The 14,174-nt window shown below is 71.0% G+C and carries 10 protein-coding genes; 3 read left to right on the top strand and 7 right to left on the bottom strand.

Annotation, left to right across the window (positions count from 1 at the left end; translation table 11 throughout):
- Positions 1–2: 2 nt before the first annotated feature.
- From H293_RS0105560 to H293_RS0105550, 3 genes are all read right to left on the bottom strand, one after another.
- Positions 3–1,523 (bottom strand): SDR family NAD(P)-dependent oxidoreductase, encoded by a 1,521-nt coding sequence (locus H293_RS0105560; protein WP_020116893.1) that lies wholly within the window; start codon positions 1,521–1,523, stop codon positions 3–5.
- 105 nt (positions 1,524–1,628) lie between these two features.
- The gene (locus H293_RS0105555) at positions 1,629–2,957 is read right to left on the bottom strand and encodes a wax ester/triacylglycerol synthase family O-acyltransferase (protein WP_020116892.1); all 1,329 of its coding nucleotides are present in this window, start codon (positions 2,955–2,957) and stop codon (positions 1,629–1,631) included.
- A 159-nt stretch (positions 2,958–3,116) separates the two neighbouring features.
- The gene (locus H293_RS0105550; RefSeq protein WP_033415240.1) at positions 3,117–5,732 is read right to left on the bottom strand and encodes a glycoside hydrolase family 2; all 2,616 of its coding nucleotides are present in this window, start codon (positions 5,730–5,732) and stop codon (positions 3,117–3,119) included.
- A gap of 146 nt (positions 5,733–5,878) precedes the next feature.
- Between H293_RS0105550 and H293_RS0105545 the strand changes: the two genes are divergently transcribed.
- Positions 5,879–6,262, top strand: coding sequence for a cupin domain-containing protein (locus H293_RS0105545; RefSeq protein WP_020116890.1), 384 nt, complete (start codon positions 5,879–5,881; stop codon positions 6,260–6,262).
- 12 nt (positions 6,263–6,274) lie between these two features.
- Here H293_RS0105545 and glgC read toward each other — a convergent pair whose 3' ends face one another.
- From glgC to H293_RS0105530, 3 genes are read right to left on the bottom strand one after another with little or no spacing between them, the layout of a single operon-like run.
- Positions 6,275–7,495 carry a glucose-1-phosphate adenylyltransferase gene (glgC, locus tag H293_RS0105540; RefSeq protein WP_028807574.1) on the bottom strand — a complete coding sequence of 407 codons (1,221 nt, stop codon included), beginning with the start codon at positions 7,493–7,495 and terminating at the stop codon, positions 6,275–6,277.
- Positions 7,496–7,548: 53 nt separating this feature from the next.
- Positions 7,549–8,700: a glycogen synthase gene (glgA, locus tag H293_RS0105535; RefSeq protein WP_020116888.1), complete on the bottom strand. Its 1,152-nt coding sequence runs from the start codon at positions 8,698–8,700 to the stop codon at positions 7,549–7,551.
- A gap of 39 nt (positions 8,701–8,739) precedes the next feature.
- Positions 8,740–9,486, bottom strand: a complete 747-nt coding sequence (locus H293_RS0105530; RefSeq protein ID WP_028807573.1) for a (2Fe-2S)-binding protein — start codon at positions 9,484–9,486, stop codon at positions 8,740–8,742.
- 210 nt (positions 9,487–9,696) lie between these two features.
- Between H293_RS0105530 and H293_RS0105525 the strand changes: the two genes are divergently transcribed.
- Complete coding sequence (locus H293_RS0105525; protein ID WP_020116886.1) at positions 9,697–10,839, top strand: DMT family transporter; 1,143 nt, start codon at positions 9,697–9,699, stop codon at positions 10,837–10,839.
- Here H293_RS0105525 and H293_RS0105520 read toward each other — a convergent pair.
- The gene (locus H293_RS0105520; protein WP_020116885.1) at positions 10,829–12,004 is read right to left on the bottom strand and encodes a transglycosylase family protein; all 1,176 of its coding nucleotides are present in this window, start codon (positions 12,002–12,004) and stop codon (positions 10,829–10,831) included. The two genes, H293_RS0105525 and H293_RS0105520, sit on opposite strands and share 11 nt — an antisense overlap.
- A 266-nt stretch (positions 12,005–12,270) precedes the next feature.
- Here H293_RS0105520 and gndA point away from each other — a divergent pair, with 266 nt between their 5' ends.
- Positions 12,271–13,710 (top strand): NADP-dependent phosphogluconate dehydrogenase, encoded by a 1,440-nt coding sequence (gndA, locus tag H293_RS0105515; RefSeq protein ID WP_020116884.1) that lies wholly within the window; start codon positions 12,271–12,273, stop codon positions 13,708–13,710.
- Positions 13,711–14,174: the final 464 nt, after the last annotated feature.

Below are 14,174 nucleotides of genomic sequence, written 5' to 3'. Positions count from 1 at the left end.
GCTCACCACTTGCCGGGCGCGTAGTCCTTCAGGAAGACCCCGTACACGTCCTCGCCGTCCTCGCCGCGCACGATCGGGTCGTAGACGCGGGCCGCGCCGTCGACCAGGTCGAGGGGGGCGTGGAAGCCCTCCTCGGCGAGGCGGAGCTTGTCGTAGTGCGGGCGCTCGTCGGTGATCCAGCCGGTGTCGACCGAGGTCATGAGGATGCCGTCGGTCTGGAACATCTCCTGGGCGCTGGTCCGCGTGACCATGTTCATGGCGGCCTTGGCGGCGTTGGTGTTGGGGTGGCCCGCGCCCTTGTAGCCGCGGCCGAAGACGCCTTCCATCGCGGAGACGTTCACGACGTAGGACCGGCCGCTCCTGGCCTTCTTCGCGGCGTCGGCCATGGCCGGGCGCAGTGCGCTGATCAGGATGAACGGTGCCGTGTAGTTGCACAGCTGGGTCTCGAGGAGCTCCACCGGGGAGATCTGCTCGATGGTCTGGACCCATGTGTTGCTGTCGACGACGTCGGGGACGAGGCCGCCCGCGTCGATGGCGGTGCCGTCGAGGTGCCGGGCCACGCTGGCGTTGCCCGCGACCAGGGCGAGGTCGACGACCTGCTGGGCGTCGATGCCGGAGATCCCGGCGGGCAGCGAGGCGAGCCCGTCGACCGCGCCGGAGCCGAAGGCGCCGATGACGTGGTGGGCGGGGAGTTCACCGGCGGGCAGCGGGGCGCTCTCGCCGTCGACCAGGGCGGCGTAGGCGGAGGGCAGCCGGCGTACGGTCTGCGTCGCGTTGTTGACGAGGATGTCGAGCGGGCCCGCCCCGGCGACCTGCTCGGCGAGAGCCACGGCCTGCGCCGGGTCGCGCAGATCGATGCCGACGACCTCCAGGCGGTGCAGCCAGTCCCCGGAGTCGTCCATGGCCTTGAACCGGCGGATGGCGTCCTTCGGGAACCGGGTGGTGATCGTCGTGTGCGCGCCGTCCCGCAGCAGCCTCAGCGCGATGTACATGCCGATCTTGGCGCGGCCGCCGGTGAGCAGGGCCCGCTTGCCGGTGAGGTCGGCGCGGGCGTCGCGCTTGCCGCGGTTCAGGCGGGCGCAGTCCGGACAGAGCTGGTGGTAGAAGTAGTCGACCTCGACGAACCGGGTCTTGCAGGTGTAGCAGGAGCGCGGGCGCTGGAGTATCCCCGCGATCCTGCCCTCCTCGGTGACCGAGGACGGCAGGATGCCTTCGGTCTCGTCGTCGATGCGCTGGGCGGAGCCGGTCGCCGTGGCTTCCGTGACCGCCTTGTCGTGGGCGGTCTTGGCGGCCCGGCGCTCCTGCCTGCGGCGCTGCTTCACCTGGCGGTAGACCCCGGCGGTGGCCCGGCGCACGGCGATCGCGTGGGGGTGGTCCACCTCCAGCTTGTCGAGCTCGTCGAGCACGCTCAGGCAGACGGCCAGCCGCTCCGGGTCGATGCCGGGGCCGTATACGACCTCGTCACCGGGCTCGCGCACGACCTCGTCCATGGCCGTCGCCGAACCGTCCTCTGTCACCGTCATCGCGCTGCCGCTTCCCTGGGTCACCCGTGCGGCGCTGTGCCGCGTCCGCTTGTCGAACGCGGAATTTTACTTCAGCGCCGGGGTCCACCCGCAAACCGGAAACGATCAAGAACCGCAGGCGACCAGCAGCTCCTTCACCTCCTCGGTCAAGGATCGAGCCAGCAGGTCCAGGTCGGGCACCGCTTCCGCGTCGGCGACCAGGCCGTAGTGGACCTGTCCCCGGTACGTCGAGATGGCGACCGCGAGGGACTGGCCGCGGGCGAGCGGGGCGAAGGGGTAGACCTCGGCGACCGGGTTGCCGCCCAGCCTCAGGCCGACGCCGGGCAGCGGGACACTGGTGACGAGGATGTCGAACCACAGCCGGGCGCCCTGACCGGCCAGGGGTCCGCCGAGGCGGTGGCCGAGGGCCGGGACGTGGTCGGCGAGCAGGGCGACCGCTCCGGCGCCCCGGTTGGGGCCCGCGTCCTTGTTGCGGTCCATGGCCGTGCGGACCGTGTCGAGGCGGCCCAGCGGGTCGGGGTCGTCGACCGGGAGCCTCATCAGATACCCGGAGAGCCGGTTGCCCTGCGGATGCGCGGTGCGCGGGCGGCGCCTGGAGACGGGGATCAGGGCCCGGGGTGCCACGCCCTCGCTGCCGTCACCGCGCTCGTCCAGCCAGCGGCGCAGGGCGCCCGCGACGACCGCGATCAGGACGTCGTTGACGGTGCCGCCCCGGCTCTTGCGGACGTGGTGCACGTCGTCGAGGTCGACGACGACTCCGGCGGTGCGCCGGGTACCGCTCGGCTCGGAGGTGAGCGCGGTGCTGGAGCGCACACCCATGGAGGACAGGACGACGGAGGCGCCGATGTCGAGGGCGCGCCCCAGATCGGAGACGGCGCCCCGGACGAGCCCGGGCAGCTTGCGCACATCCGGGAGCGCGCTCTTCGCGGGCTCCTCGGGGCGTGGCCTGCGTGCGGGCAGGTCCATGGGGTCCAGGACGGCGGCGGCGAGCGTCAGGGCCCGCAGTCCGTCGGCCAGGGCGTGGTGGAACTTGAAGAGCACGGCGAAGGAGACGCCGTCCTCGCCCGGCACCACGTGCGCCTCCCAGGGCGGCCGCTCACGGTCCAGCGGCCGCTGCATGAGCCGGCCGGCCTCGGCGTGGAAGTCCGCGGTCGGGGCGTGCAGCAGGACGTGCCGGAGCGGGTCGAAGTCGGGGTCGGGGACACGGGCGGCTCCCCCGAAGGCGTACGGGAAGCCGAGCGGCCACACGTCCCGGATCCGCATCCGCAGGCCGGGGACCGCGGCCGCCCGGCCCGCGAGCAGGTCGGCCGCATGGGCGCCCGCGGTGGGCGAGTGCGCCGTGAAGACGCCGAGCGCTCCCAGGTGCATCGGGTGCTCGGCGGACTCCATGTTCCAGAACGCCAGGTCGAGAGGGGCCAGCAGGTCAGAAGTCAATGGCTTGCCTCGCGTCGACAACGGGTGGGCCAGCAGTCAATCGCTCCACAGCGATTACGGTCAAGTACGATCAAGCTACGCACAGTTAACAGCAGATTAAGTCCCGCCCCTCGCGAAAGGGGCGGGACACATGGTGCGGATGGGATCAATCGAGGGTTCTCAACACCCTGCCGGAGTCGTCCGGGACGCGTCCCGGATGAGGCCCTGGTGTGCGGCCCTGACCCGTTCGACGTCCGGTTTCAGGACCTTGCGGTCGTAGGTGAGCAGCCCGTTCAGCTCACCCTCGACGTCCGAGATCTGGGTGTAGACGGCCGCGTTGCCGCCGCGGCAGGCCAGCGCCCGTACCTCGTCGAGTCTGGACAGATAGTCGTCGGTGTAGGTCGCCGGATCGACGTCGACGTACGACTGCTGGACCGACCACGCGTGTCCGGGCACCGCCAGGCCGAGCCCGCCGTACTCGCCGCTGACCAGGGCACGTCTGCCGTCCGGGTGGGGTGGCAGAGCGGGACTGGGATAGCCGTGCTCGTCCATGATGTCGCCGGCGTTGCCGTCGGCGCCGAGGTTGAGCCCCGACTGGTTGTTGACCAGGCGGGTCGGGTCCCAGGCCTTGGCCTGCTCGGCGATCCGGCCGACGTCGTACTGCCCCCAGCCCTCGTTGAAGGTCACCCACATGACGACCGACGGACTGCTGATGTGTTCGTCGATCATCTGTTTCATCTCGCGCTCGTACTCCGCGCGGGCGGTGGGGCTCGGATTCACCCCCGCGGTCATGGCGGGCATGTCCTGCCACACCATCAGGCCCAGCCGGTCGGCCCAGTAGAACCAGCGGTCGGGCTCGACCTTGATGTGCTTGCGCACGGCGTTGAAGCCGAGCCGCTTGTGCACCCTCAGGTCGTACGCGAGGGCCTCGTCGGTGGGTGCGGTGTGCAGCCCGTCGGGCCAGAAGCCCTGGTCGAGGGTGGCCATCATGAAGACCGGCTGACCATTGAGGACCGTGCGCGGGGTGCCGTTCACGTTCTCGACGGCGATGGAGCGCATCCCGAAGTAGCCGCCGACGCGGTCGGCGCCGACGGTCACCTTCAGGTCGTACAGGAACGGGTCGTCGGGCGACCACAGGCGCGGCTTCTCGATGGTCAGGGTCAGTGGCTCACCGGTCCGGCCGCGGGCCGTGGCGACCTTCCGCTTGCCGTCGTACGCCGTCGCCGCGACCGGTACGCCGTCGCGGACGCCCTGTGCCTCGACCGTCAGACGGTTGGTGGAGACGTCCGGGGTGAGCTTGAGGGAGTCGACGTGGTCGCGGGCGACGGGCTCCATCCAGACGGTCTGCCAGATGCCGGAGGACGGGGTGTACCAGATGCCGCTCGGGTCGAGACGCTGCTTGCCGAGGGGCGGGTTCTCCCCGTCGGCCGCGTCGGTGGGGTCGTACACGCCGACGATCAGTTCCTGGGTACGGCCGGGCTTCAGCGCGTCGCTGATGTCGGCGCTGAACTTGTCGTAGCCGCCGGTGTGTTCGGCGACCCTGGTCCCGTTGACGTACACCTCGGACCGCCAGTCGACCGCCCCGAAGTTGAGCCGCAGGCGCTTGCCGGAGCCGATGTGCCAGTCGGCCGGGACGGTGAAGGTGCGGCGGTACCACATGCGGTCCTCGTGCCGTTCCAGACCCGAGAGCTGGGACTCGACCGGGTAGGGGACGAGGATGCGCTCGGCGAGGGTGCGGCCGACCGGCGGCTGTTCGCCCGCCTCGGCGGCGGCGAACTGCCAGCGCCCGTTGAGGTTCTGCCACTCGTCACGGGTCAACTGCGGTCGCGGGTACTCGGGATGGGCGTTGCCGGGGCCCACCTGGTCGGCCCACTTGGTGCGCAGCTCGTATGTCGAGCGGTTGGGGCCGCTGCTCCAGAAGGCGTTGACAACGTTGCCGTCGGCGCTGGTGAGCCCGCCTTCGCCGTCGTAGCGGAGGTCGGCGGTGCCGCGCGCGGTGCCGGCCTTGTTGCCCACGACGGGTTCGGCGAGGGCGACGAGCAGCGCACGGGGGTCCCGCGGGTCCTGTTTCGCCGCGCCCAGGGGCCACTTGGCGCCGCCGATCACGGCCTGGAGGTGGTCGGTGAGACCGGCCGGAGGTGCCGCGAGCGGCTGGGCGAAGTCGAGCTTCAGGGTGCGGCCGGTGCCGAGGACGGTGGTCGCGATCGGGCCGTCGTAGTCGTAGCCGTCGGGGAGCCGGAACGCCCACTGCGGTACGGCCTCCTTGGTGCCGCCGGGCGGTACCCAGCGCAGGTGGAGATTGGAGCCGCCGTAGTGCTCGAAGTACTCGACCTTGATGTCGTAGGACTGTCCGGCGGTCAACTCGACGGGCTGCGCCGTCTGTTCGCGGTTCCAGTCGTCGACCCAGTGGTCGATGAGGAGCTGCCCGCCGATCCACAGACGGAAGCCGTTGTCGCCGATGACGGAGAAGGTGTGGGGGCCGGAGGCCGTCGGGACGAGCCTGCCCGTCCAGCGGACACTGATGTCGTCCGAGCGGCCGGTCGCGGCGGCGAGCCGGGGTTCGAGGGTGTCGAAGTCGAGGTTCGGGTCGAAGGTGGTGGCCTTGAGCTCGTGGAAGTCGAAGGCGCCGGGGGCGGACTGGGTGTAGTACTCGCCCTTGAGTCCGCGGGCCTCGACGGGATCGTCGGCCACGGCGGGTACCGCGGTCAGACCGGCGAGCCCGAGGAGGGCGGCGACCAGTAAGGCCAGCCGGTCTCTGAGGCGGGTGAGGTGCCTGCTGTGCACAGAAGCCTCCATAACAACGTTGTCATGGGCAGGAATTGGCATGACAACACGGATTCCGGCTTCCGTCCAGGGACATGACAAGTGTCCGCGTGCTGTCCACGGACAGCACGCGGACAATGGGCACAAGAACCCTCCCCTGCCGGAAGAAGGCGACGGAGATGCCGAAGGTTTCCCGCGACACGACCACCCAGGGCGGCGACTACGGGGTGGTTGTCGACCGCTCCGAGGAGTTCGGCGACTACACGGTCGACTTCCTGACCTTCCGCGAGGACGTGGACCACCGGCCCCTGCTCAAGGGGCTGCCCGACGACCGCTGCCAGTGCCCGCACTGGGGCTACGTCTTCAGGGGTGAACTGACCTTCCACTTCGCGGACCACGACGAGATCTACCACGAGGGCGACGCCTTCTACGCGCCCGCGGGGCATGTGCCGGTCCACACCGCGCCGGGCAGCGAATACCTCCAGATCAGCCCCTCGGACGAGCTCCGCAGGACCAGCGAGGTGATCATGAAAAACCTCGGTGCCCTGGGGGAACCGGACTGACCCGCAGCCCGGCTACGACACCAGCTGCCCCTTCCCGAGGGCGATCACCCCGCCCTTGGACACCGTGTACAGCTCCGCGTCCCGCTCCGGGTTCACGCCGATCGTGGCGCCCGGCGGGACCTCGGTGTTCTTGTCGAGGACGGCGCCGCGGACCACCGCGCCCCGTCCTATCTTGACGTTGTCGTGCAGCACCGACCCCTGGACGACGGCCCCCGGGTCGACCAGGACGCCCGGTGAGAGCACGGACCGGGAGACCTGGCCGCGGATCAGGCAGCCCGCGCTGATGATGGACTCGCTGGCTATGCCGCCCGCGTTGAAACGGGCCGGGGACAGCTGGCCGGAGTGGGTGTAGACGGGCCACTGCCGGTTGTAGAGGTTGAAGGCGGGGCGCTCGGCGATCAGGTCCATGTGGGCGTCGTAGTAGGCGTCCAGGGTGCCGACGTCCCGCCAGTAGCCGCGGTCGCGGGTGGTCTCGCCGGGCACGTGGTTGGCGCTGAAGTCGTAGAGCTGGGCCTCACCGCGGTCGGTGAGCTGCGGGAGGATCGAACCGCCCATGTCGTGGACGGAGTGCTCGTCCTCGGAGTCCCGCTGGAGCGCCTCGATCAGGGCCTTGGTGGTGAAGATGTAGTTGCCCATCGAGGCGAACACGGTCTCCGGGTCGTCCGCGAGACCGGGCGGGTCGGCCGGCTTCTCCAGGAAACGTTCCACCGTGAGGCCGTCCGAGCCCGGGGAGATCACCCCGAACGACGGGGACTCGGAGCGCGGGACGCGGATGCCGGCCACCGTGACGCCCGCGCCGGACTCGATGTGCTGCGCGAGCATCTGGCGCGGGTCCATGCGGTACACGTGGTCGGCGCCGAACACCGCCACGTACTCGGGGCGCTCGTCGTAGATCAGGTTCAGGGACTGCAGGATCGCGTCCGCGCTGCCCAGGTACCAGCGCGGTCCGAGGCGCTGCTGGGCGGGCACCGGCGTGATGTAGTTGCCGAGCAGGCTCGACATCCGCCAGGTGGTGGTGATGTGCCGGTCAAGCGAGTGCGACTTGTACTGCGTGAGCACGCAGATGCGCAGGATGTCACCGTTGACCAGGTTGGACAGGACGAAGTCGACCAGCCGGTACGTTCCCCCGAAGGTGACCGCGGGTTTGGCGCGATCCGTGGTCAGGGGCATCAGGCGTTTGCCTTCTCCGCCCGCGAGTACGATGCCGAGCACCGAAGGTCCGCCACGACGCATGGCCGCTCCCCTCACCTGGTTTGTGACCCATGCTTGCCCTTGTCAGAGGCTCGCTACGCCTGTTTGACGATCTCCTCGTACAGCCGGACCGTGCGCCGCGCGACGGCGTCCCAGCCGAACTCGTCGACCGCGCGCTCCCGTCCCGCCTCGCCCATCCGCCGTGCCGTGGCCGGATCGCCGATCACTGAGTCGAGTGCCCCCGCGAGGGCCGTCTCGAACCCGTCGTCCGCGGTCACGAGCAGTCCGGTTCTGCCGTCGTCCACGACTTCGGGGATACCGCCGACGCGCGAGGCCACCACGGGAGTCCCGCAGGCCATGGCCTCCAGGTTGACAATGCCGAGCGGTTCGTACACCGAGGGGCAGACGAACACCGCGGCATGGGTGAGCAGCTGGATCACCTCGGGGCGCGGCAGCATCTGCGGGATCCAGTGCACGCCCTCGCGGACCCGGCTCAGCTCCTCGAAGAGCTCGCGGAACTCCCGGTCGATCTCCGGAGTGTCCGGCGCGCCGGCGCACAGCACGACCTGCGCGGCCGGGTCGATGTCCCGGACCGCGCGCATCAGATGGGGCACCCCCTTCTGACGGGTGATCCGGCCGACGAACAGCACGAACGGGCGGTCCCGGTCCAGGCCGATGCGGTCCAGTACCTCGGTGCCGTGGTCGGGCCGGTACAGGGCGGTGTCGATGCCGTTGTGCACGATGTGGACCTTGGCCGGATCCAGTGCCGGATAGCAGCCGAGGATGTCCTCGCGCATGGCTCCCGACACGGCGATCACCGCGTCGGCGGTCTCGATCGCGGTGCGCTCGGCCCAGCTCGACAGCGCGTACCCGCCGCCGAGCTGCTCGGCCTTCCAGGGGCGCAGGGGTTCCAGGGAGTGGGCGGTCATCACGTGCGGGATGCCGTGCAGCAGCTTGCCGAAGTGGCCGGCGAGGTTGGCGTACCAGGTGTGCGAGTGGACGAGCTCACGGCCTTCGAGGCCCGCGGCCATGGCGAGGTCCACGGAGAACGTGCGCAGCGCGTCGTTGGCGGTGTCCAGTGCGGACCAGGGCCGGTGCCGTACGACGCCGTCCGCCCTGCCCTCGCCCCAGCAGTGCACATCCAGGTCGACTAGGGACCTCAACTCCCGGGCGAGGAACTCGACATGGACACCCGCACCGCCGTACACATCCGGCGGGTACTCCCGGGTCAGCAGGCCCACACGCACCCGGAACCCCCTGTCTTCGCGGCTGGTCGGCTTTCATGGTCACCCAGATGCGCCGCGCGGGGAAGAGCGCGGGGCTCGTGTGAAGCAACAGTCACCGCACACGCCACCCCCCGGCAACCGGTAGTACAGACAGCAGCTGCGGCGGCGGAGCGTAGTGCCGTCGAGCGTGCCGGCGAGCAGGGGGTGGGCGAGGAGCCCTGCCGTGAGGTCGCGGGTGCGCGCGGAGACGTCCGGGCGCCGTTCCAGCAGCTGACGGGCGGCGCCCGCGAGCGCCGATCCGGCGTTGCCCCACAGCAGTCCGACGGCCGGCCGGTACTCGGCGTGCAGCGCCGCCGCCAGCGGTTCGAGATGGCCGTGCAGCACGACGTCGGCGACGGTGACGGCATCGCCCGGCAACGACTCGACGCCCTCCAGCCACAGGTCGTCGGGGGCGCTCGCGTCGGGGTCCCAGTGCAGGCGGTGCGGCGCGAGATCGGGGATCCGGCCGTACAGGACCGCGCAGCCGAGCGCCACCGACCACAGCCGGGCCGCGAGGCCCTGGTGGGCGATGGAGGCCGCGATCCGGGGCTCGGGGGCCCGCAGGGCCTCGGCGACCTTCCGGACCCGGAAAGTCAGCGTATTTCGGTAAACATCCGACCCCTGTTTCTCGTAGACTTGTGCGAGGGTCGGCAGCGCCGGGCTCGGTGCGCCGGGAGTGCCGCCGATCGTCCGTAGTACGAAGAAGGCGCCGAGCGGTCGCAGTGCCGCGAGTTCCGGGTCCAGGTCCACGACCAGCAGTAGTACCAGGACCCGTAGGGGTACCCAGCAGGGGCCCTCCACCCCGTGTCACCCGCCCTGGGGAGGACACGGACCCATTCGTACTCCATCGGCAGTAGGACCCATTGCCTGCTCAGGTACGACGACGGGAAGAATTTTTCCGGGCATCGTGTTGGTCATGGAAGACGACCGATCGTCGCGCCGGGCAGCCAGCCCGCGCCTCACGCAGAGGAGCAGCTCATGAGTGCCCTCGCGTTGTCCGTGCTCCTCTCGCTCGTCTCCGCCGTCGCCTACGCGGGCGGAGCGATCGTGCAGGAGCAGGTCGCCGTGTCGCACCCCGACGAGCACTACGCTCCGCTGCGCCGGCCGGGCTGGTGGGCCGCTGTCGCGCTGAACGGCCTGGGCGGACTCCTGCACGTGGTGGCGCTCGCCTACGGTCCGCTCAGCCTGGTCCAGCCGCTGGGCGCCCTGACGATCGTCTTCGCGCTGCCGATGGCCGCGCTGTTCGTGGGCCGCAGGGCCGGGGCCACCGCCTGGCGGGGCGCGATCATGGCGACGGTGGGTCTGGCCGGTCTGCTCTCCCTGGTGGGCGCCTCCGACGCGCAGTCCCTGAGCACGGCCCAGCGGGTCTTCGCCGGGCTGGTGACGGCCGCCGCGGTGGTCGCGCTGATGATCGCGGGCCGGGCCGCGCACCGGCACCCGGTCGTGCGCAGCGTGCTGCTCGCGACCGCGTCCGGCATAGCGTTCGGGATGTCCTCCGTGTTCACCAAGACGGTCGCCGTCGACTGGACCGGCGGCGTCACCGCGGCGGACCTGCCCGCGCTGGCCGCGATCGGCGTCCTGGCCACGGCCGGACTGATGCTGTCGCAGGCCTCCTACCGCGGCGCGGGCCTCGCGGCCCCGCTGGCGACCCTGACGGTCGTGAACCCGGTGGTGGCGGCGGCCGTCGGCATCACGATGTTCGGCGAAACCTTCCGCTACGGCACCACCGGCACCGCGCTCGCCCTGAGCTGCGGGGTGGTGGCGGCGGGCGGCCTGATCCTGCTGACCACGGAGCGCATCCAGCGCACCCACGCCGAGCCGACGGCGGCCGCGGCCCTGGACGACGGGGACGCGTTCGTCCCGGCACCCGCCGAGGAACCGGCCGACGCTCTCGTGCGCGAGGGCGTGCTCGTCGAGCAGGTCGCCGCCCTGCGCGAGGAACTGCTCGTACCGGCCCCCGCCACGCCTGAGGCGGTGCCGGGTCACGGCCCGGCGGCCCGCCCGTCCGACGAGTTCCTGCCCCCGGGCGATGAGCCGCCGGCGTACTACGGCCCCTTCTACGGTGCCGCGTACATCCCGATGCCGGTCCTCGACCGGCATCGGTCGCGGGTCAAATCCTGACGCCGCCGGCCCTGAGATAGGCCAACGGGTCGATGTCGCTGCCGAAGCCGGGCCCCGTCCGCACCTCGAAGTGCAGATGCGGGCCCGAGCTGTTGCCGGTGGAGCCCGAACGGCCGATGCGCTGCCCGCCGCCCACGCTCTGCCCGGCCTTCACGGAGATCGCGGACAGGTGGCCGTACTGCGTGTAGCGGCCGTCGGCGTGCCGGATCACCACCTGGTAGCCGAAGGAGCCGCCCCATCCCGAGGCGACGACCTTCCCGGCCGCGACCGCCTTCACGGACGTCCCGGTGGGCACCGGGAAGTCGACGCCGGTGTGGTAGCCCTTCGACCAGGCGGAACCCGCCTTGCGGTACGGGGTGCCCAGGGAGGCGTTCACGGGGGCGATCAGGCCGGTGTCCGCGGCCTTCTCGGACTTCTCGGGCTTCTCGGTCCTCTTCCGGGTGTCGGAGGAGGTCTTCTTCGCCGGGGCGTGGTGCGTGGTGGTGGGCGTGGCGGCGGTGGCGTGCAGTTTCAGCCGCTGTCCGGGCAGGATCAGGTCGGGGTCGGCGCCGACGGTCTCGCGGTTGGCGGCGTACAGCCCCCGCCAGCCGCCCCGGACCTTCTGGGCGTCGGCGATCCCGGAGAGCGAGTCGCCGTGGACCACCGTGTACATCTCGGCCCTGCCGGCCCGCGACTGGGGAGTGGTCTGCGGCTGGACGTCCCGCACGGAGGACGTCTTCACGGACGTCTTCTCGGACGTCTTCACGGACGTCTTCTCGGTGCGGGGGTGGACGTCCGGGGTGGAACCCCCGCGGGTGAGCCCGGCCCGCCCCGAGCACGCCGGCCAGGCGCCCGGCCCCTGTCCGTCCAGCACCTTCTCCGCCACGGCGATCTGCTGGTCCTTGGTGGCCAGATCCGCGCGGGCCGCGTACCGGGTGCCGCCGTACGCCTCCCAGGTGGAGCGGGTGAACTGGAGGCCGCCGTAGTAGCCGTTGCCGGTGTTGATGCTCCAGTTGCTGCTGGACTCACACGCGGCGACCTTGTTCCAGGTGGCCATGTCGGCCGCGTGGGCGGTGCCGGTGCCGATGAGCGGGACCGCGATGCCGACACCACCCGCGGTGACGGTGAGCGAGGCGCGGTTGATCCTGTTCGGCTGATACCGGCGATGCCGGCCGCGTACGGCCATGGAGGCCTCCCCCTAGACATGCGTCATGCGTCAGGAGGGGCAAAAGTAAGCGCCGCGAACAGGCCATGACAAGACGGCAACCAGCCGCGTAGGGGCGTGCGTCGGACCCGCGTCTCCCGCTGAACGCAACGAGGCGCCCGAACCGTATCCCTGGTGTGCGGACAGTCCCCCGACAAGCCAGGATGACCGGTGGACGATACTGACAAGCACAACGGGCAGCGATAGACGACCTACGCGATCCACGGGATCTTTTGGGAGCAGGCGGTATGAGCAACACAGCGCAGATCGGTGTCACGGGCCTCGCGGTCATGGGCCGCAACCTGGCCCGCAACTTCGCCCGCAACGGCTATACGGTCGCTCTGCACAACCGGACCGCGTCGCGCACGCACGCCCTGGTCGAGGAGTTCGGGAGCGAGGGCGACTTCATCGCGGCCGAGACGGCGAAGGAGTTCGTGGCGGCCCTGGAGCGGCCGCGCCGTCTGGTCATCATGGTGAAGGCCGGTGAGCCGACCGACGCGGTGATCCAGGAGTTCGCACCGCTGCTGGAGCCGGGCGACATGATCATCGACGGCGGCAACGCGCACTTCGCCGACACCCGGCGCCGGGAGCGCGAACTGCGCGAGCAGGGCATCCACTTCGTCGGCATGGGCGTCTCCGGCGGCGAGGAGGGCGCGCTCAACGGCCCGAGCATCATGCCGGGCGGCCCGAAGGAGTCGTACGACTCTCTCGGCCCGATGCTGGAGAAGATCTCCGCGAAGGCGGCGGACGGGGCGCCCTGTGTCACACACGTCGGTCCCGACGGAGCCGGGCACTTCGTGAAGATGGTCCACAACGGCATCGAGTACGCCGACATGCAACTGATCGGTGAGGCGTACCAGTTGCTGCGGGACGTGGCCGGGTACTCCCCCGCCCAGATCGCCGACATCTTCCGCACCTGGAACACCGGCCGCCTGGACTCGTACCTGATCGAGATCACGGCCGAGGTGCTCTCCCACGTGGACGCGGCGACGGGCAAGCCGTTCGTGGACGTGGTGGTGGACCAGGCCGAGCAGAAGGGCACCGGCCGCTGGACCGTCCAGATCGCCCTCGACCTGGGCGTCCCGGTCTCGGGCATCGCGGAGGCGGTCTTCGCCCGCTCCCTGTCCGGCCACGCGGAGCTGCGGGAGGCGTCCCGCTCTCTCGCCGGGCCCAAGGCAACCCCGCTGTCGGAGTCCGAGGCGGGCGCCTTCGCGGACCGCGTCGAGCAGGCGCTGTACGCCTCGAAGATCGTGTCGTACACGCAGGGCTTCCACGAGATCGCGGCCGCCCGTGAGGAGTACGACTGGGACATCGACCTGGGCGCCGTCTCCGCGATCTGGCGCGGTGGCTGCATCATCCGCGCTGCCTTCCTCGACCGCATCCGTTCCGCGTACGACACCCGCGCGGACCTGCCGAGCCTGCTCTCCGACGACACCTTCGCGCAGGAGATCGCCTCGGCGCAGGACGACTGGCGTGACGTGATCATCGCGGCGACGCGGCAGGGAGTGCCGGTGCCCGGATTCTCCGCGGCGCTGGCCTACTACGACGCCCTGCGCGCCGAGCGGCTGCCGGCCGCGCTCACGCAGGGGCAGCGGGACTTCTTCGGTGCGCACACGTACCGGCGCACGGACCGGGACGGCTCGTTCCACACGCTGTGGGGCGGGGACCGGTCCGAGGTGACCGGCTAGGCATGACGCTCGCGAGGAGGGGCCGCGCTGTTGAGCGGCCCCTCCTTTCCCGTTCGGCCTGATCTCGCGGTGGGCGTCGGTCGGGCGGCACGGCTAGGCGTCAGCACGCGTGGAGGAGGGCCGCCGTGGGGCGGCCCTCCTCCTTCGTGTTCAGCCGGTTCTCGCGGCGCGCGCCGGTCGGGCGGCATGGTCCTGCCGTGGCGGCGCGGGCGGCGGCGAATTCCGGGTCGGCTTTGCCGCGGTCAGCTGAGCGGCGGCCCTGGTTCCGGGTTCGGGACCGGCTCCGGGCCCGGCGGGATCGGTGACGGGTCGGGAGTCGGGGTCGGATTCGGAGGTTCCGGGGGCGGGCCCGGTGTAGGGACGGGGCCTGGGCCGGGCCCTGGGCCCGGAGTGGGACCGGGCGGGACGGGGTCGGGGTACGGGTTGGTCATCGGGTCCTCCAGCCAGTCGGTCGACGTCGGCTC

The sequence above is a fragment of the Streptomyces canus 299MFChir4.1 genome (genome assembly GCF_000383615.1).
Classification (GTDB): Bacteria; Actinomycetota; Actinomycetes; order Streptomycetales; family Streptomycetaceae; genus Streptomyces; species Streptomyces canus_C.
This window is presented reverse-complemented; position numbering and strand designations above follow the sequence as displayed.